This window comes from Achromobacter sp. RT286_PF, from assembly GCF_059760425.1.
Map to the genome: position 1 here is coordinate 1 of NZ_JCBAMR010000007.1, position 18,003 is coordinate 18,003.

The 18,003-nt window shown below is 64.3% G+C and carries 20 protein-coding genes and 1 tRNA gene; 5 read left to right on the plus strand and 16 right to left on the minus strand.

What is annotated here, in order from left to right; translation table 11 throughout:
- Positions 1 to 43: 43 nt before the first annotated feature.
- From AC6LJY_RS08205 to AC6LJY_RS08220, 4 genes are all read right to left on the minus strand, one after another.
- Complete coding sequence (locus AC6LJY_RS08205) at positions 44 to 1,354, minus strand: MFS transporter (protein ID WP_498135707.1); 1,311 nt, start codon at positions 1,352 to 1,354, stop codon at positions 44 to 46.
- Between the two features lie 144 nt (positions 1,355 to 1,498).
- Positions 1,499 to 2,647 (minus strand): galactonate dehydratase, encoded by a 1,149-nt coding sequence (gene dgoD / locus AC6LJY_RS08210; protein WP_046806685.1) that lies wholly within the window; start codon positions 2,645 to 2,647, stop codon positions 1,499 to 1,501.
- The gene (locus tag AC6LJY_RS08215; RefSeq protein WP_498135708.1) at positions 2,644 to 3,297 is read right to left on the minus strand and encodes a 2-dehydro-3-deoxy-6-phosphogalactonate aldolase; all 654 of its coding nucleotides are present in this window, start codon (positions 3,295 to 3,297) and stop codon (positions 2,644 to 2,646) included. Before AC6LJY_RS08215 ends, dgoD begins: the two co-directional genes overlap by 4 nt.
- Positions 3,294 to 4,373: a 2-dehydro-3-deoxygalactonokinase gene (locus AC6LJY_RS08220; RefSeq protein WP_498135709.1), complete on the minus strand. Its 1,080-nt coding sequence runs from the start codon at positions 4,371 to 4,373 to the stop codon at positions 3,294 to 3,296. The genes AC6LJY_RS08215 and AC6LJY_RS08220 overlap by 4 nt, the downstream gene beginning before the upstream one ends.
- A gap of 331 nt (positions 4,374 to 4,704) precedes the next feature.
- On the opposite strand from AC6LJY_RS08220, the gene AC6LJY_RS08225 reads away from it, so the two are divergent.
- Entirely contained in the window at positions 4,705 to 5,523 is an 819-nt protein-coding gene (locus AC6LJY_RS08225) for an IclR family transcriptional regulator (RefSeq protein WP_219991197.1), read from the plus strand.
- A 16-nt stretch (positions 5,524 to 5,539) separates the two neighbouring features.
- On the opposite strand, the gene AC6LJY_RS08230 is transcribed toward AC6LJY_RS08225, so the two are convergent.
- The 4 genes from AC6LJY_RS08230 to AC6LJY_RS08245 all read right to left on the minus strand — a co-directional run bounded on the left by AC6LJY_RS08230 (position 5,540) and on the right by AC6LJY_RS08245 (position 8,016).
- Complete coding sequence (locus AC6LJY_RS08230; RefSeq protein WP_120157054.1) at positions 5,540 to 6,160, minus strand: glutathione S-transferase family protein; 621 nt, start codon at positions 6,158 to 6,160, stop codon at positions 5,540 to 5,542.
- 19 nt (positions 6,161 to 6,179) lie between these two features.
- Positions 6,180 to 6,758 (minus strand): 1,6-anhydro-N-acetylmuramyl-L-alanine amidase AmpD, encoded by a 579-nt coding sequence (ampD, locus tag AC6LJY_RS08235; RefSeq protein WP_046806680.1) that lies wholly within the window; start codon positions 6,756 to 6,758, stop codon positions 6,180 to 6,182.
- 144 nt (positions 6,759 to 6,902) lie between these two features.
- Complete coding sequence (locus AC6LJY_RS08240) at positions 6,903 to 7,172, minus strand: PP0621 family protein (RefSeq protein ID WP_120157053.1); 270 nt, start codon at positions 7,170 to 7,172, stop codon at positions 6,903 to 6,905.
- A 1-nt stretch (position 7,173) separates the two neighbouring features.
- Positions 7,174 to 8,016 (minus strand): cytochrome C assembly family protein, encoded by an 843-nt coding sequence (locus AC6LJY_RS08245; protein WP_104141802.1) that lies wholly within the window; start codon positions 8,014 to 8,016, stop codon positions 7,174 to 7,176.
- A gap of 106 nt (positions 8,017 to 8,122) precedes the next feature.
- Between AC6LJY_RS08245 and ffh the strand changes: the two genes are divergently transcribed.
- A complete protein-coding gene (gene ffh, locus AC6LJY_RS08250) occupies positions 8,123 to 9,529 on the plus strand; it encodes a signal recognition particle protein (protein ID WP_046806677.1) in 1,407 nt (468 codons plus the stop codon).
- Between the two features lie 120 nt (positions 9,530 to 9,649).
- On the opposite strand, the gene lysM is transcribed toward ffh, so the two are convergent.
- The 4 genes from lysM to trmB all read right to left on the minus strand — a co-directional run bounded on the left by lysM (position 9,650) and on the right by trmB (position 12,491).
- Positions 9,650 to 10,096, minus strand: coding sequence for a peptidoglycan-binding protein LysM (gene lysM / locus AC6LJY_RS08255; protein ID WP_046806676.1), 447 nt, complete (start codon positions 10,094 to 10,096; stop codon positions 9,650 to 9,652).
- A gap of 416 nt (positions 10,097 to 10,512) precedes the next feature.
- A complete protein-coding gene (gene thiS / locus AC6LJY_RS08260; protein WP_006222389.1) occupies positions 10,513 to 10,713 on the minus strand; it encodes a sulfur carrier protein ThiS in 201 nt (66 codons plus the stop codon).
- 12 nt (positions 10,714 to 10,725) lie between these two features.
- A complete protein-coding gene (gene pip, locus AC6LJY_RS08265; RefSeq protein WP_046806674.1) occupies positions 10,726 to 11,667 on the minus strand; it encodes a prolyl aminopeptidase in 942 nt (313 codons plus the stop codon).
- Positions 11,667 to 12,491 (minus strand): tRNA (guanosine(46)-N7)-methyltransferase TrmB, encoded by an 825-nt coding sequence (gene trmB / locus AC6LJY_RS08270; RefSeq protein ID WP_240433995.1) that lies wholly within the window; start codon positions 12,489 to 12,491, stop codon positions 11,667 to 11,669. The genes pip and trmB overlap by 1 nt, the downstream gene beginning before the upstream one ends.
- 183 nt (positions 12,492 to 12,674) lie before the next feature.
- On the opposite strand from trmB, the gene AC6LJY_RS08275 reads away from it, so the two are divergent.
- Positions 12,675 to 12,748, plus strand: a tRNA-Gly gene (locus AC6LJY_RS08275).
- 92 nt (positions 12,749 to 12,840) lie between these two features.
- Here AC6LJY_RS08275 and AC6LJY_RS08280 read toward each other — a convergent pair.
- From AC6LJY_RS08280 to AC6LJY_RS08290, 3 genes are read right to left on the minus strand one after another with little or no spacing between them, the layout of a single operon-like run.
- Positions 12,841 to 13,155 (minus strand): type II toxin-antitoxin system RelE/ParE family toxin, encoded by a 315-nt coding sequence (locus AC6LJY_RS08280; protein ID WP_046806673.1) that lies wholly within the window; start codon positions 13,153 to 13,155, stop codon positions 12,841 to 12,843.
- A 4-nt stretch (positions 13,156 to 13,159) separates the two neighbouring features.
- Positions 13,160 to 13,420, minus strand: coding sequence for a ribbon-helix-helix domain-containing protein (locus AC6LJY_RS08285; protein WP_498135710.1), 261 nt, complete (start codon positions 13,418 to 13,420; stop codon positions 13,160 to 13,162).
- Positions 13,421 to 13,477: 57 nt separating this feature from the next.
- Complete coding sequence (locus tag AC6LJY_RS08290; protein ID WP_498135711.1) at positions 13,478 to 14,221, minus strand: Crp/Fnr family transcriptional regulator; 744 nt, start codon at positions 14,219 to 14,221, stop codon at positions 13,478 to 13,480.
- Positions 14,222 to 14,401: 180 nt separating this feature from the next.
- Between AC6LJY_RS08290 and AC6LJY_RS08295 the strand changes: the two genes are divergently transcribed.
- Positions 14,402 to 15,616, plus strand: coding sequence for an ABC transporter substrate-binding protein (locus AC6LJY_RS08295; RefSeq protein WP_314355593.1), 1,215 nt, complete (start codon positions 14,402 to 14,404; stop codon positions 15,614 to 15,616).
- Positions 15,617 to 15,629: 13 nt separating this feature from the next.
- Positions 15,630 to 16,544 (plus strand): beta-keto acid cleavage family enzyme, encoded by a 915-nt coding sequence (locus AC6LJY_RS08300; protein ID WP_104141810.1) that lies wholly within the window; start codon positions 15,630 to 15,632, stop codon positions 16,542 to 16,544.
- A gap of 50 nt (positions 16,545 to 16,594) precedes the next feature.
- Here the strand turns inward: AC6LJY_RS08300 and AC6LJY_RS08305 are convergent, their stop codons facing one another.
- Positions 16,595 to 17,863, minus strand: a complete 1,269-nt coding sequence (locus AC6LJY_RS08305; RefSeq protein ID WP_498135712.1) for a flavin-containing monooxygenase — start codon at positions 17,861 to 17,863, stop codon at positions 16,595 to 16,597.
- Between the last annotated feature and the right edge of the window lie 140 nt (positions 17,864 to 18,003).

The window sequence follows — 18,003 nt, forward strand, 5'->3', positions numbered from 1 at the left end:
CCGCTATCCAGCGGCCCGATGCGTGGCGCCTGCTTCGCTTGGATCAAGCCTCTATCCGTTCCACCTTGCCGACCAGCAGGATGTACGACAGCGCACCCAGCAGGGCTAGCGACGAAACGTAGACGATGGCAGGGGCGAAGTTGTCTTTGGACACCAGGAAGCCGATGACGATGGGTGTGCAGATGGATGACAGGTTGCCCACGAAATTGAACACGCCGCCCGTCAGGCCCAAGAGCCGCACCGGCGCCAGCGTTGACACCAGCGACCACGTGATGGATGCCAGGCCGTTGCCGAAGAAGGCCAGCGCCAGGAAGAAGATGACCCAGGGCGTGGAATCGGTGAAGTTGGCGCCGATCATCGACGTGGAAATCAGCAGGCCCAGGATGATGGGCAGCTTGCGCGCCAGGCCCACGGTGGCGCCGCGTCGCACCAGGAAGTCGGACAGCACGCCCGAGCACAACACGCCCACGAACGCGGCCAGGAAGGGCACGGATGCCAGGAAGCCCGACTTGATGAAGTCCATGCCGCGGTACTTCACCAGGTAAGTCGGAAACCACGTCAGGAAGAACCACAGCGTGGACGTCAGGCAGAACTGGCCCAGGTACACGCCCCACAGCTTGCGCTTGGACATGACCAGCCCCAAGTCATTCCAGTTGAACGGCGCCTTCTTGGCGCGCGCGTTGCGGTCCAGGTCGACCACGCCGCCGCCTTGCTGGATCAGTTCAATTTCGGCGGCATTGGCGCCCTTGAACTGGCGTGGTTCGCGGTAGATCAGGTACCACAGCACGCCCCACACGATGCCCAGCAAACCGGTGCTGACAAACACCATGTGCCAGCCGTAATGGTGTTGCAGCCAGGCCAGCACGGGCGTCAGAAAGGCCAGGCCCACGAATTGGCCCGACGTGTAGAAGCCGATGGCGGTGGCGCGTTCTTTTTCCGGAAACCAGGTGGTGACGACACGGTTGTTGATGGGATAGGCGGGCGCTTCCAGCGCGCCTACCGCCAGGCGCAACACGAACAGAATGATGAAGCTGCTGGCAAGGCCCATGAAGAAGGTTGCCGCCGACCACAGGATCAGCGCCACGGCATACAGCACGCGGGGCGATACGCGGTCCACCAGCCAGCCGCCGGGGATCTGCATGGCGGCGTAGGTCCAGCCGAAGGCGGACAGGATCAGGCCTTCATGCCAGGTGTCCAGGCCAAACTCGTCTTTCAGCGCGGGCGCGGCGATGGACAGGTTGCTGCGGTCCAGGTAGTTGATGACGACGGTGATAAACAGCATCACCATGATGATGTACCGGCTGCGCGTGGGGCGCTGGGTGTGTTGCAAGCCGGCGTGGGTGGCGGTTGACACGGATTGTCTCCTCGTGCGCCCTGCTAGGGGCGGGGCCATCGGCTTGGATGCCGATGGGTTATCGATATAAAGAAGAAAAAAGCGGCGCTCGTGACAGAAGCAAGAGGCGCCGCATGGCGGTCAGTCAGCGTGATCGGGCTTGCCTTACCATTCGGCGAAGCTGCCGTCGGCATGGCGCCAGATCGGGTTGCGCCAGCGGTGGCCCACGGCGGCGCGCTCCTTTACGTATTCCTCGTTGACCTCGATGCCCAGGCCCGGGCCTTGCGGAATGGCGACCATGCCGTCTTCGTACTGGAAGACTTCGCGGTTGCTGACGTAGTCCAGCAGGTCGTTGGCGGCGTTGTAGTGAATGCCCAGGCTTTGTTCCTGGATGAAGGCGTTGTAGCAACCGGCATCGATCTGCAAGCAGGTGGCCAGGGCGATGGGACCCAGCGGGCAATGCAGCGCCAGCGCCACGTCATAGGCCTCGGCCATCGCCGCGATCTTGCGCGTTTCGGTGATGCCGCCCGCATGGGACGGGTCGGGCTGGATGATGTCCACGTAGCCTTCGGACAGCACGCGCTTGAAGTCCCAGCGCGAGAACAGGCGTTCGCCCAGCGCGATGGGGGTGGACGTCAGCGGCGCCAGTTCCTTCAAGGCTTCGTAGTGTTCGCTCAAGACGGGTTCTTCGATGAACATCAGCTTGAACGGGTCCAGCTCTTTCATCAAGACCTTGGCCATGGGCTTGTGCACGCGGCCGTGGAAGTCCACGCCGATGCCCACGTTGGGGCCGACGGCATCGCGCACGGCGGCCACGTTCTCCAGGCACTTTTCAACCTTGTCGAACGAATCGATGAATTGCAGTTCTTCCGTGCCGTTCATCTTCACGGCGGTAAAGCCGCGGTCCACCGCGCTTTTGGCGGCGGCGGCGGTATCGGCAGGGCGGTCGCCGCCGATCCACGAATACACGCGGATGCGGTCGCGCACGTTGCCGCCCAATAGTTGCGACACCGGCACGCCCAGGTGCTTGCCCTTGATGTCCCACAGCGCCTGGTCGATACCGGCCAGCGCGCTCATGTGGATGGCGCCGCCGCGATAAAAGCCGCCCCGGTACAGCACCGTCCAGTGGTCTTCGATGTTGCGCGGGTCTTTGCCGACCAGGTAATCGGACAGCTCTTCAACGGCGGCGGCCACCGAATGCGCGCGGCCCTCCACGACGGGTTCGCCCCAGCCGACGATGCCCTCGTCCGTCTCGATTTTCAGGAAGCACCACCGGGGCGGCACGATGTAGGTGGTGAGCTTGGTGATCTTCATGCTTGGGTCTCCTGGGCGAAATAGGCGCGTTGCCAGGCGGCGGCGAATGCGCGCGCGTTCTGGCCGACTTCGGTGGCCGTCAGGCCGGGTTTGTACAAGGCGGAGCCCAGGCCGAAGCCGCTGGCGCCCGCCCGGGCAAAGTCGGAAAGGTTGTCGGGCGTGATGCCGCCCACGGGCACCAGCGCGATCGGCGGGCGCATCACGGCGCGCCATGCGCGCAGCACGTTGGGGCCCAGCTGTTCGGCGGGAAACATCTTCAGCACGTCGGCGCCGGCGGCCAGCGCGGCGAATGCCTCGGTGGGCGTGGCAACGCCGGGGCAGGACGCCATGCCCAGCGTCTTGGCCGCGCGGATGACGGCGGCGTCGCTGTGCGGCATGACGATCAGTTCGCCACCCGCATCCTGCACGCGCGCGCAGTCGTCGGGGTCAAGCACGGTGCCGGCGCCGATCAGGCAATCAGTTGGCAGCGCGGCGCGCATGGCGCGGATGCTGGCCAAGGGGTCCGGCGAATTCAGCGGCACTTCGATCAGGCGAAAGCCCGCCGCGTACAGTTCGTTGCCGATGTCTTCGGCTTCGTGCGGCTGGATGCCGCGCAGGATGGCGATCAGGCCGCAGTGGGCCATGGCGGTTTGCAGTCCGGTGTGGTTCATGTGGTTTCCTGGACGGATGCCGAAGGGGTGGGGGGGGCGTAGCGCTGCCCGGCGGCGCCCGGTTCGGCCTTGACCAGCCCGGCGCAGACGGCCAGGTGCCACAAGCCGCGTTCGGTGGCGTTCTGCGCTTGTTCGGGCGTGCCCAGGCCGTAGTGCTGCATGGCGAGGATGTAGCGTTGGCACAGCGCCGGGTCGCCGCAAAGCACGATGCGGGGCCGCTCGCCTTGCTCGTGCAGCATCTGGGCCAGTGCGGCGATTTCGTGGCCGATCAGCAGGCCGGACAGGTAGTCGGCTTGCGACGTCGGCGCCAGTTCGCCGGTCAGGCCCAGTGCGCGCGTGCTGAAGATGGTGGACAACACGCCGGCGCGTCCGGCCGGTGCGCCGGCTACCTTCACGCCGCGCTCGAAGGCGGCCATGTCGGCGGCCGGCGCGTCGCTCATCGTGCGGCCCAGGATGGTGTGGCCACGCAGCGCGGCGTAGACCTCGCCGGTCATGAAGGTGTCGAAGTGGGTGACGCGGCCTCGGCGGGCGGTGACCCATTTGGAATGCGTGCCGGGCAAGCCGATCAGCACGCTGTCGGCGGCATTGGCGCGGGATTTTTCAGCCTGGTCGAACATCACACCGAAGACCTGCGTTTCTTCGCCGCGCATCACGTTGGGCAGGCCGTGACGCTGGATCAGGCCGGGCACGATATGCAGCGGCGTGGCGTCGGGTCCGGCGCTGGTGCGTTCCACCACCGTCAGCAGGGTGCCGATGCGCGCCAGGTCGACGGGCACGTCCAGGTAGGCCGCTTCGCGCCAGCCTTGCGCGCTGCCAACCATGCCGCAGGCGATGACGGGCAAGCTCGGTTCCGCGCGCAGCCAGTCGCCACAAGCCTGGTCAAACGCCAGGTCGAAACCAGACAGGGCGGTGCTGGCCGCGCCATCCTGCAAAGGTTGCGGCAGGCGCATGATGCCCCACGGCAGATGCCGCGTATCCAGCGTGCGGCCCGTGCCGTCCAGCCGATACGCGCGTAGCGAAGAGGTGCCCCAATCCAGCGCGATAAGCGCCGCGCGGGCGGGCGTTGCGGGTGTCATCTGATGTGTCTCATCGTTGGCTGCCCTGCCTGATGCGCCCGTCCGGCGCGGGGATGCGTCAGGCGGGCGGGGCGGGGAAACCTTGTTGTGTCGGTGCGCACCGGGCTTGTGCAAAGCGCGGCGCGCGCTGGAAAAAATTCTAGATCAGAGCTTGAAAAATCTCAAAATATAGAATTAAATCCCACATACAGGGAATGTGGCGCGGTAGAAGGCACGTTTTGGATGGTGCCCGAATCGGATGGCCGGTTGCCCTGTGTCGCGCCCTGGCCCTTGTCATCCCGGGTATGCTTGCCCCGTTTCCGCCATTGCCTCCCCGTTTCATCCCCGTTTCATGACCTTCCCCTTGCCCGCAAATCCCATTCCCTCCCTGGACCCCGACGCCGCCGCGCCGGCCGGCACGCAGACGCTGATGCGCGGCCTGGCCGTTGTGCAGGCGGTGGCCGACGGCGCGCGCGACCTGAAGGAAATCTGCGCCCGCATCGGCGTGGCGCGCAGCACCACACACCGGCTTGCCAGCTGCCTGGTGCAAGAGCGCTATCTGCGCGCTTTGCCGGGGGTGGGTTATGTGCTGGGCCCCAAGCTGATCGAACTGGGTTTCCAGGCGCGTGAAGCGTTTCCCATGGCGACGCTGGCGCGGCCCTACCTGGATGCGTTGGCCGCGCAGACGGGCGACACCATTCATCTGGCCGTGCGCGACAACGACGAAGTGCTGTACCTGGAAAAGATTCCTGGCAAGAAGGGGCTGGAAATGCGCTCGCGCGTGGGCCATCGGATGCCGCTGGCGGCAACGGGCGTGGGCAAGGCGCTGCTGCTGGATACCGAAGAACCGCAATGGAAGGCGCTACATCGCATCGGCGCGCCGGTGTCCTCGCGCGCACCGGGCGGCCAGCAGAGCTGGGAAGCGTTTCGCGACCGCATGCGTGACTATGCGGCGCAGGGCTATGCGTTTGACCTGGAAGACAACGAGCCGTCGATCCGCTGTGTGGCGGCGCCGGTGCGCGATGCCTCAAGCGGCATCGTGGCGGCAATCAGCGTGTCCAGCACCGTGCCGTATATGTCCCTGGAGCGCATGCGCGACATGGTGCCGGTGGTGCAGGAAGCCGCCGCCGGTATTTCGGCGGAAATGGGCTGGAAGGTGGACCGCGGCTGACGCGGTCCGGCACGCCTTATTCCAGCGGCAGTGTCAGCACGCCTTGCGGGGCGGGGCGCATCATCACGCGGCGATACCAGGCGGACAGCGCCGGGGTATCGGGGCGTTCGATGGGCAGGGCCAGCCAGCGGTGCGCCGAGCTGACCAGCGCAATGTCGCCCATCGTCAGGTGACGGCCGGCAATGAACTCGCGGCCTTGCAACGCCTGGTCCAGGATCTGGGCGCGGACGTTGGAGCGCTTGACCGAATTTTCAATTGCGGCGTGGTCGCGCTTGGCTTCCGGCGTGCGAATCAGGCCCAGAAATGCGGGGCCCATCGCGGCTTGCCATTCGGTGGTCTGCCAGTCCATCCAGCGGTCGGCGTCGGCGCGCATGCACGCGTCTTCCGGCCACAAGGTGCCCGCGCCGTAGCGCGCGGCCAGGTAACGCACGATGGCGTTCGATTCCCACAGCACAAAGCCGCCGTCATCGATCACCGGCACGGTGCGGTTCGGGTTCAGCTTGGCGAATTCCGGCGTATCCACCACGCCGAACGGTCCGCCTGCCTGGGTAAAGGTGTGCGGCAGGGCCAGTTCGCGCACGGCCAGCATTACCTTCTGCACGTTGACGGACGTAAGACGTCCCCAGATCTTCAACATAACCAGTCCTTGAGTAGTGTCAGACGGGCGGCAACTGCCGCCGCGCAAAGCCGCTGTCGCGCGAAAAACGCGTCCAGTTGAAAGCGGGCCCGGGGTCGGTCTTGCGCCCCGGGGCAATGTGTTCGTGGCCCCAGGCCGCAGCCAGCGGATAACGCGCGCGCAGCACCGGCGTCAGCTTGCGCAGCGCCAGGTATTGCTCGTCGGCGTACGGCAGGGTGTCCGTGCCTTCAAGTTCGATGCCGATGGAAAAGTCGTTGCAGCGTTCGCGCCGGCCAAAGCGCGACACGCCGGCGTGCCACGCGCGCTGGTCGGTGGACACGAACTGCATGATGCGCCCATCGCGGCGAATAAAGAAGTGGGCCGACACGCGCAGGCCGCGCAGGCGTTCCAGCCAGGGGTGCGACGAATAGTCCAGCGTGTTCGTGAACAGCCCGGCAACTTCCGGGCCGCCGAATTGGCCGGGCGGCAGGCTGATGTTGTGCAGCACCAGCAAAGAGACCTGCGCGCCGTCGGGGCGCGCGTCGCAGTTGGGCGAAGGCAGCAGGGTGACGCCGGGGGCCGGCGCCAGCCAGCCATGTCGATCCAGAAGCAGAGCCATAAGAGAGAACATGCGTGTTGAAGCCAACGGGCATTATGCCGTGGTCGCCGCCGCCTCCCAAATTGGCGTTTTTGCCGGGGGGCGTGCGTAAAACGCAGCCCATGCGCCGTCGCGGGCGCCCGGTTCCCCCGCCCCGCTTTCCGCCTACTTCCTGGCGGGACCCAGCGTGGAATGTTCAGTGCTGCACCAGGTCATGCCGTTCAGCAGCACGGCCTCGGAGCGGGGCAGGTGGATGCCGCAATGCGCGCAACGCACCATGGATTCGGGGGCGGCCGGCGCGGGCGCCGAGCGTGCCGCCTTGCCGCGCCCCTGGGTGGGCTCGCCGGCCTGGCGGGCGGCCGCCATGCGGGCGGCGATGCGGGCCACGAACAGCACCGCGATGATCAGAACGATCCAGAACAACAACTTGCCCACGTCAGCCTCGATGCAGAATCATTTCCAGCACGAACCGGCTGCCGGTGTACGCCAGAATCAAAAAACCAAAACCCGTCAGCGTCCAGCGCAGCGCCACGCGGCCACGCCAGCCCCATACATGGCGGCCAACCAGCAACACGCCAAATGTCAGCCAGGAAAGCAGCGTGAAGACGGTCTTGTGGTCAAACGGCAGGATCTTGCCCGTCAGTTTCATGGACGCCACCGACCCCGAGCCCACGGCCAGGGTCAGCACGATGAAACCGATCCAGATAATACGGAACAGCAGTTGTTCCTGCACCAGCAGCGGCGGCTGCGAGTCCAGCACGCGGCCGATGATGCTGCGTTCGGCGGGGGCGTCCAGCGGGCGGTGCAGGTGGCGGTCAAGCAGCGCCATCATCATGGCGTGCAGCGCGGCGATGGTGATCAGGCCATAGGCGGCCAGCGCAATCAAAAGGTGCACGCGCAGCCAGGCGTCGTCGGCGTGCGGCACGAACTGGCCTTGCGGAAAAAGGGCGGCCAGGGCGCTGGCCAGGGCGGCGGCGGGCAGCAGCAGCAATTGCAGGCCGTCGATGCGCACCAGCAGGCTTTCCAGCCAGAACACCACCATGCCCAGCCAGATGGCGGCGGACAGGGCCAGTGCCCACCCAATGAACAGATGCTGGGCGCCCAACATCGCTTGTTGCAGGCCGATCCCTTGAAGAATCAGGGCCCCCAGCAGGCACAGACGGCCGATTTTGCCCGTCTGCTCAACTTCCCCGGCGCCGGCCAGGCGGATCCAAAGTGACCCCCCTAGCACTGCGTACGCCAAGGCAGCCGCTGTGTGAAATACAATGCCGAGTGACATAGAAACCGTTGTCTGGATGGGGCCTTGGGGTGCGTGCCACCCGAAAGCGCAGAATCCGCGCCTGCGGCCACCGTTCAATCAACTAGTTTAAGCGGAAACGCCTCTCATGCTCGATAACCTAACTCAACGCCTATCGCGTGTCGTCAAGACGCTGCGCGGTGAAGCCCGCCTGACCGAGGCCAACACCCAGGAGATGCTGCGCGAAGTGCGCATGGCGCTGCTGGAAGCCGACGTGGCGCTGCCCGTCGTGCGTGAATTTGTCGCCCGCGTGAAGGAAAAAGCGCTGGGCGAGGAAGTGGCCGCCAGCCTCAGCCCGGGCCAAGCCCTGGTCGGCGTCGTCCACAAGGAACTGACCGCCTTGATGGGCGGCGACCTGGGCGCCGATTCCAACGAACTGTCGCTGGCCGTGCAGCCGCCCGCCGTCATCCTGATGGCCGGCCTGCAAGGCGCGGGTAAAACCACCACCACCGGTAAGCTGGCCCGCTGGCTGTCCGAGGGGCAGCACACGCAGCACGGCCGCAAGACCGGCAAGAAGAAAGTGCTGGTGGTGTCCGCCGACGTGTATCGCCCGGCCGCTATCGACCAGCTGAAAAGCGTGGCCGCGCAGGTCGGTGTCGATTTCCTGCCGTCCGACCCCAGCCAGAAGCCTGAAGACATCGCGCGCGGCGCGGTGGACCATGCGCGCCGTCACCACTACGACGTCCTGATCCTGGATACGGCCGGCCGCCTGGGCATCGACGAAGCCATGATGCGCGAAATCCGCGCGCTGCATGATCTGGTCAAGCCGGTGGAAACGCTGTTCGTCGTGGACGCCATGCAAGGCCAGGACGCGGTCAACACCGCGCGCGCCTTTGCGGACGCGCTGCCCCTGACCGGCGTGGTGCTGACCAAGCTGGACGGCGACGCCCGTGGCGGCGCGGCCCTGTCGGTGCGCCACGTCACCGGCAAGCCGCTGAAGTTTGTCGGCGTGTCCGAAAAGCTGGACGGCCTGGAACCTTTCTACCCTGACCGCATGGCGCAACGCGTGCTGGGCATGGGCGATATCGTTTCGCTGGTCGAGCAGGCTCAAAAGAACATCGACATCGCCGATGCGCAAAAGCTGGCGGCCAAGATCAAGTCGGGCAACAAGTTCGACCTGAACGATTTCCGCGATCAGCTTGGCCAGGTGAAAAAGCTGGGCGACATGGGGTCGCTGCTTGAAAAGCTGCCGGCCCAGTTCCAGCAGGCAGCCGGTCAGCTGCAAGGCGGCCAGGCGGAAAAGCAGCTGCGCCGTACCGAAGGCATTCTGAATTCCATGACGGCCGCCGAACGCGCCAAGCCTGAACTGATCAAGGCGTCCCGCAAGCGCCGCATCGCCACCGGTTCCGGCGTGCCGGTCCAGGAAGTCAACCGCCTGCTGGCTCAGTTCGAGCAGATGCAGGGGATGATGAAGCAGATGAAGAAGGGCGGCATGGCCAAGATGATGCGCGCCATGGGCGGCATGAAAGGGCTGGGTCGCTTCGGCATGAAGTAGGCAAAAAAATGGCCAGACATTGCGTCTGGCCAAGCAGTCGCGGCAGGCAGGGGGCGCCGTGCCGCGACACAATCCGGAAAACGCATGGGTGTTCTCCGGCTTGTCGAGTTCAGCGGCCGCTTACGACAGCGGCGGAATGCGCAGCACCTGGCCCGGGTAGATCTTGTCCGGGCTGGTCAGCATGGGTTTGTTGGCTTCGAAGATCAGCGTGTTCTTGGCGCCCTGGCCCTTGCCGTATTGCGCTTCAGCAATCTTCCACAGGTTGTCGCCCTTTTGCACCGTGTACATCTTGGCTTCCGGCGTGGCCTGCTTGACCTTCAACTGGTTGTCCACCGCCGCCACGCCCACCGTGTTGCCCAACGCCAGTGAAATCTTCTCGGCGTCTTCGGTACTGAGCGCCTCGCCGGCTACCGTGACTTTGTCGCCGTCCACGGTGATCTGTAGGCCGTCGGCGTTCAGGCCGTGCTTATCCAGTTCTTTCTTCAGTTCGTCAGCCGTCGCGGCCTTGGCCTCGCTGGCGCCGAAAAGCTTTTCGCCTACGTCCTTGATGAAATTGAGCAGACCCATAGTGTTTCCTTTATCTGTGCTGCGGTGAGAAAACCAAGTCCCTGGCGAGCGCGCGCGGTGGGCAACATGCCCTGGAATGCCGCAGAGGGCGGGTGACGCAAAGCCCCCGCTTGACCCGCAATTTGCCGCGTAACGAGCCAACAGCAACGATTATTACTCGCACAATTGCCGCCAGACGAGGGGTTATCGTGTAACAGGTTGCTAGTCGCTCGCCAGACTACGCAACAATGCTCGTCACTTTGCACGGTGACTCGCGCGCTTGGCGCAAACCCCATCGGACAAGCCGTGCAATGAAGAAAGGTGTCAGCGTTACGATGACGCCACCCCCTGCGTCAAACTTCCGTCCCAACGCAAAGGGCCGCTGATCCTCAGCGGCCCTTCGTCGTTGCAAGCAGGTCCATGCGCGTGGCGGGCGTTCAGCCTCCGCCCACCGCCACCACGATCTCGATCTGGTCGCCGTCAGTCAGCGTGGTTTGCTCGTGCTGGCTCTTGGGCACGATTTCGCCGTTGCGTTCCACCGCCACGCGCTTGCCGGCGTAGCCCAGCGTTTGCAGCAGTTCGATCACGGTCGTGTCCAACGGGAATTCGCGCGCGTCGCCGTTCAGGGTGATGTGCATGTCAGGGTGTCCTCACTGTTTTGCGTAAGCGTCGGTGGCGGCGATCAGGCGCGCCAGCGTGCCGGGTTCATCAAAGGCGTGGCCCGCGTCGGGCACCAAGTGGAAGTCCGCTTCCGGCCAGGCGCGATGCAGGTCCCAGGCCGTACGCGCGGGCGTGCAGACGTCGTAGCGGCCCTGCACGATGGTGCCAGGTATGCCGCGCAGCTTGTGCGCGTCGCGAATCAGCTGGCCTTCTTCCATGAAGCCCGCGTTCACGAAGTAATGGTTTTCGATGCGGGCGAACGCCAGCGCGGCGCGGTCGGCGGCGTGGCTTTGCTGATGGCGCGGGCTGGGCAGCAGCGTGATGGTGCTGTCTTCCCATTTGCTCCACGCCTTGGCCGCGCGCAACTGCTCGGCCGGATCATCGCCCGTCAGCCGCTTGTGATACGCCGCGACCAGGTCGCCGCGCTCGGCTTGGGGAATGGGCGCCAGATATTCTTCCCACCGATCCGGAAACAGCCACGACGCGCCTTCCTGGTAGAACCACTGGATTTCCGCGCGCCGCAAACCGAAGATGCCGCGCACGACCAGCTCGCTAGTGTGCGACGGGTGCGTCTGCGCATACGCCAGCGCCAACGTCGAACCCCACGATCCGCCAAACACCAGCCACTTTTCCGCGCCCATGATTTCGGTGCGCAGGCGCTCGATGTCGGACACCAGATGCCAGGTTGTGTTGTTGTCCAGGCTGGCATGCGGCTTGGATCTTCCGCAACCACGCTGATCGAACAGCAGCACGTTGTAGCGCTGCGGATCGAACAGCTGGCGATGCACGGGCGAACAACCGCTGCCAGGCCCGCCATGCAGGAACACGGCGGGCTTGCCGTTCGGATTACCCGACATTTCCCAATAGATCTGGTGTCCGTCTCCGGTATCCAGCATGCCGTGGCGGTAGGGTTCGATCGGCGGATAGAGCATCAGGCGACTCGCTTGAAGATCAGGTCCCAGACGCCGTGGCCCAGGCGCAGGCCGCGTGTCTCGAATTTGGTCAGGGGGCGGTAATCGGGGCGCGGCGCGTAGCCGTCGACCGTATTGGCCAACAGCGGTTCGCCGCTAAGCACTTCCAGCATCTGCACCGCGTAGTCTTCCCAGTCGGTGGCGCAATGGATGTAGCCGCCCGGCGCGATGCGGCTGGCCAGCAGCGACACGAAGGCCGGTTGCAGCAAGCGGCGCTTGTGATGGCGCTTCTTGGGCCACGGGTCCGGAAAGTACACGTGCACGCCGGCCAGCGAATCCGGCGCGATCATGTCGCGCACGACCTCGACCGCGTCGTGCTGGATGATGCGCAGGTTCTGAATCTTGGAATCTTCAATGCGGCGCAGCAGCGAGCCGACGCCGGCGTTGAACACTTCCACGCCCAGGAAGTTGTCGTCCGGACGCGCCAGCGCGATCTTCTCGGTGGTCTCGCCCATGCCGAAACCAATCTCCAGCACCGTCGGCGCTTGTCGGCCAAACGCGGCGGCGGGGTCCAGGCGGCGGGGCGCGTACGGAATGGACCATTCGCCCATCAACCGTTCCAGCGCGGCCAACTGACCTTGGGTGATGTGGCCACGGCGGTGCACAAAGCTGCGGATATGCGTCGCGCCGGGGCTGTTCGGCGCATGCGCGGTGCTGGCCAGCGCAGCCTGCGTCTCGGGGGAAACGGGGGCGGCGGTGGACGCCGAAGCAGAGGAATCGGCGGTCGTGTCGGAGGGGTTCACGGGGGGCGTCGCGGGCTTGTCCGCGGGGTTGTTCGTATTCATAGCCCCGAATTGTAGTGGCAGGTGCCGGCCGGCGGAGTCGGTCGGATGCACTAAATAAGGGACGTATTAATTCGCCCCGACCCGCAAGCGCGGCGGCAAGCCAAAATTCCTGCCCGAATCCAAAAAAAGCCGCGCTATAATCGCCGACTCTGCCAGGGACCCGCGCCCTGGCACGACACCCGAGCGGGTGTAGTTCAATGGTAGAACGGCAGCTTCCCAAGCTTCATACGAGGGTTCGATTCCCTTCACCCGCTCCAACTCCCGCCTCGTTGGCAGCTTCAAAACAAAGCCAGGGCGCGTTGCGAAGGCCTTCTGGGCCAAGCATGGTCTTCCCGAAATACCCCGTCGTTTATAAGCCGAATTCGTCGCGAAATCGGTCGAACTGGTGCATCCGTTCGTGCAGCACGGTGACGATGCCGATGTCGCCGCTTGAAAGCCGGCGCCAGTAGACGAAGTGGCGCTCGTAACGGAAGAAGTAGCCCTCAATGCCGAACTCAGCCGGAATGGGCTTGGATGAAGTGCGGTGGGTCTCGATGCCGTCAAATGCATCGAACAGGCCGGTGATGTACCGGTCGGCTTGGTCGCCGCCCCAACGATCGCGCGTGTAGCGATAGATTTCGTCGAGCCGCCAGGAGGCTGCTTCCTGGATCAACACCTTGGCCACGCCATCAGCCCCGGTTGCGCGCGATGACGTCGGCTGCCGTCAAAGGCTGGTACGACGCTTCCGGTGCTGCGTAGGCATGGGCCAACTCGGCCTTCAACCGGTTGAAAGCTTCCTGTTCCTTGCGTTCTTTGTCGCGGCGGATCAGGTCGCGCATGTATTCGCTGACGTTTTCGTAGTCGCCATGTTCGCCCACATTGGCGGCGACGAATTCACTGAGCGGTCCGCTAAGGCGAACGGTCATGGTCGTAGTTGTGGTCCGGGGCATGTCGAGCTCCTGTCGCGATGGATGTATTCAATATTATCAAAAATGAATACGACGACGTCACCCGGCAATCATCGCCCGCCGATACAGCGCATCCTTATCCAATATCGTCATGCCGCCGTAGTGCGTTCGTAGCACACCCGCGCGTGCCAGCCTGGTCAGGGCGGCGTTGCAGCGTTGGCGGGATACGCCGCACAGGCTGGCGATTTCTTCCTGGGATATCTTCAAACGCCCCTGCGTATCGGCATGGCGTTCGGCATCGAATTGCGCCGCCACGGCGCGGGCTACGGTGGTGTCGACATCCAGCAATACGTTGCCGGTGTAGCAGGCCATCAGCCAATTGACGCGCTGCGCCAAATGCATCGTCACTGCCTTGGTGAATTCGATGTTGTGGTTCCACAGCCGTTCGCAGGTGTCGCGCGGCAGGATCACGATGCGGCTGGGGCGCAGCGCCACGACCTCATATTCGAAGCGCTCGCGGCGCAGCATCGTGGCTTCGCCGAACCAGCTGCCGATGCTGAAACCGGCCAGCGACAGGCACTTGCCGTTCGCACCCGGCGACGTCCATTTCACCAGCCCTTCGACCACGCCGTACCAACCCAGCGACTTCGATCCCGCGCGAAAAAGATATTCGCCGGTGGCCAGCGACACCGTGCGCAATTCCGAGCGGACCAGATTGCGTTCAAGTTCGGGCAAGCCGTTGTACCAGGGCACAACGCTCAACATCCTGTCCACCGGACATGCGGCCGGCTGGCGCCCGGGGGCACCGGTCTGGCTGCCTGCGCTTGCGGTGGATGCACGCATGGTTACTCCGTTAAACCAAAAGGGGCAAGGGCCAAAAGGGCAAGGGCCAAAAGGGGGAAGGCGCTCAGGTAAACCCTAGGCCGCTTTGTCACCATGATGACTGTACGGGCCAGGGGGCGGTCCCAGAATAGTTGAGGCATCAAGAGCCAAAAAACATAAGAGGAGACAGGTATGTTGTCAATGCCACGCATCATGTCCGGCGGCGCGCTCGCCTGCGGCGTCGCCGTGTCGCTGCTGCACGCCGGCGCCGCCCACGCCCAGATTTCGGACGATGTCATTCGAATCGGATTCATCACCGACCTGTCCGGCGTGTACTCGGGCCCCGACGGCCCCGGCGGCGCCGAAGCCATCAAGATGGCCATCGAAGAAATGGGCGGCGAGATCAACGGAAAGAAAATTGAACTGTTGACGGCGGACCACCAGAACAAGGCGGACATCGCCTCGGCCAAGGCGCGTGAATGGTTCGATCAGCGCGGCCTGGACATGCTGATCGGCGGCACCAATTCCAGCACCGCGCTGGCCATGTCTCAGGTGGCGGCCGACAAGAAGAAACCCATCATCGTGGTGGGTGCCGGCGCGCCCGCGCTGACCAACGAGCAATGCACGCCCTACACGCTGAACTACGCGTACGACACCGTCGCGCAAGCGCGGGGCACGGGCGCCGCCGTGGTCAAGGCGGGCGGTAAAAGCTGGTACTTCCTGACGGCCGATTACGCCTTTGGGAATGCGCTGCAAGCCGATACGACGAAGGTGGTCGAGGCGGGCGGCGGCAAGGTGGTGGGCGCGGTCAAGCACCCCTTGTCGGCCAGCGATTTTTCGTCGTTCCTGTTGCAGGCGCAGGGCAGCAAGGCGGACATTCTTGCCTTGGCCAATGCCGGCGCGGACGCCACGAATGCGATCAAGGCCGCCAATGAATTCGGCGTGACCAAGACGATGCGGCTGGCGGGCATGATCATGTTCATCAACGACATCCACGCCATGGGCCTGCCCGCCACGCAAGGCATGTACCTGACCGACAGCTGGTACTGGAATGCGTCGGACGCCACGCGCGCCTGGGCTCAGAAGTTCTTCGAACGCCGCAACGCCATGCCGTCGTCGCTGCAAGCCGCCGATTATTCCGCCGCGCTGCAATACCTGCGCGCCGTCAAGGCCACCGGCACCGACGACGCCGACCGCGTGCTGGCGTTTCTGCGCCAGAACAAGCTGAACGACATCTACATCAAGGACGGCGTGGTGCGCCCCGACGGCCGTGTCGTGCACGACATGTACCTGCTGCAAGTGAAGACGCCGGACGAATCCAAGCAGCCTTGGGATTACTTCAAGGTGCTGCAAACCATCGACGGCAACGAGGCCTTCACCAAGCAGTCGGAAAGCCGCTGCACGCTGTGGAAATGAACCGGAGACCGCCATGGCCAAACGCAAAGTCATCGTAACCATCGCCCCAACCGGGGGCATGGCATTCAAGACCCAGAACCCGCATCTGCCCACGCAGCCGGCAGAGATCGCCGAGGACGTCTACCGCTGCTACAACGCGGGCGCCAGCGTGGTGGCGCTGCATGCGCGCCGGCCCGACGACCAGGCGACGTGCGATGCGGCGATCTATCGCGACATGAACCAGCGCATCCGCGAGCGCTGCGACATCGTGCTGAACAACTCCACCGGCGGCGGCGTGCATGGCGACATGGTCAAGGAAACGTCGCCGGGCACCTGGGAAATCCTGTGGGAAGAACGCCTGAAAGGCATGGATGCCGGCGCCGAAATGTGCACGCTGGACGCCACCACGCTGAACCTGGCGTTTGGCGATCGGGAATACCTGATGAACACGCCGCTGACCAAGGCGCGCGAACTGGCGGCCGGCATGAAGGCGCGTGGCATCAAGCCCGAATGGGAAGTCTTCAGCCCCACGCACATCCTGCAAGACGCCACCACGTTGATCGATGAAGGCCTGGACGAAGGGCCGCATTTCATCAACCTGGTCATGAACGTGCACCGCAATTTTCAGAATGCGATGCCGTTCTCGCCGCGCCATTTACAGATGATGGTGGACCTGCTGCCCAAGAACAGCATCTTTTGCGTAAGCGGCATCGGCCCGTCGCAACTGGAAGCCAACATCAGCGCCTTGCTGCTGGGCGGCCATGCACGCGTGGGCCTGGAAGACAACCTGTACTACCGCCACGGCGAGCTGGCCACCAACGTGCAACTGACCGAGCGCATCGTGCGCATCATCCGCGAAATGGACATGGAACCCGCCACGCCCGCCGAAGCGCGCGAGATCCTTGGGCTGCCCCTGCAAAGCGGTATCCGGCCCGAGTTTTCGGTGTGATCGGATCTGTGGTCGCAAAATCACAGGACCCATGCCCGGGCCAAACGGATTCACCGCCCGGGCATCCCTCCATTCTTCTCATACGCCAGATAGTCCAGATGAATCCCGATATGGTCCGCGATGTACTTCGCGTCGTGCCACACGCCCCAGATGAACGATGAAGACCGGTTTGACTGGTTCGGCAGGCCCAGAAAATAGATGCCTTTTTCACCGGTGATGCCGCGCTTGTGCACGGGATAGCCCTTGTCGTCGAAGACGTCCACTTCCATCCAGCGGTAGTCCACCTTGAAGCCGGTTGCCCAGACGATGCTCTTGATGCCGGCCTGCGCCAGGTCCAGGCTAAGAATGGGGTGCGTCAAGCATTCGGGGTCGTCCAGCAACTGCCAGGCGTCGGGTTCGGGCGGCAGGTCCAGGCCATTTTGTTCGATGTAGGCGTCGGCTTCGCGCAGCACCTCGAAGTAGTCCGCGTCGCCTTGCGCGATGTTCCTGGCCAGCCCTTCTTCAAACGTCATCACGCCATTGTCAAAGCGTTGGGTGATGCCGACCAGCTGGATGCCCGCGTGCGCCAGCCGCCGAAAGTCGATGGTCTTGCCGTTGTCGTAGCCGCTGACCGCAAAGGCAACGTGCTCGCGCTTGGGCTTTTTCTTGACCTCGTCCCACATGCCCAGCGCGCCCAGCCACCAGCAGTAATCGCGTTCGCGATACGAGCGGGGCGGGCGGTAGTGTTCGCCCACGGACAGGTACACCGTGCGCCCGGCGCGTCGCAGTTCTTCGGCAATCTGCGAACCGGAAGCGCCCGCGCCCACCACCAGCACCGCGCCGTCCACCAACTGGCCCGGGTTTTTGTAGGTGGACGAATGCACTTGCTGAATGCCGGCATCGTCGGGAACGATGGCCGGGTAGCTGGGAATCTGAAACGCGCCGGTGGCGGTGACGACGTGCAACGCTTCGAACACCCCGTCCGACGTGGTGACGGTAAAGCCCGGGCGCTTCTGGTTGCGCGTCACGCGCAGCACCTCGACCCCGGTGCGCACGGGGGCGTGGATCATCCTGGCGTAGTCCTCGAAATACTGCGCCATGCGTTCCTTCGGTGGAAACACATCCGCGCCGATATCGTCGAACTTCAGGCTGGGAAAGCGGTCGTGCCAGGCGGGGCCATTGGCGACCAGCGAGTCCCAGCGTTCAGAGCGCCAACGCTCGGCGATGCGTTTGCGTTCCAGCACGATGTGGTCAATGCCCATCGCGCCCAGGTGCTCACTCATCGCGATGCCGGCCTGGCCCGCGCCGATCACCAAGGTATTGGTTTTTTCCACTGACATTGCGTTTCCTAAGTAGGTTCAAGACCACGTTCATGCTTCGATGCGGCGCAGTGTGAGCCAGATACCGGGGCTTGATAACTTGGTTTTTTGGACGCTGGGCTTAGGAAAAAGCAAATCACTTGGACGGGGCCGGGCCGGCG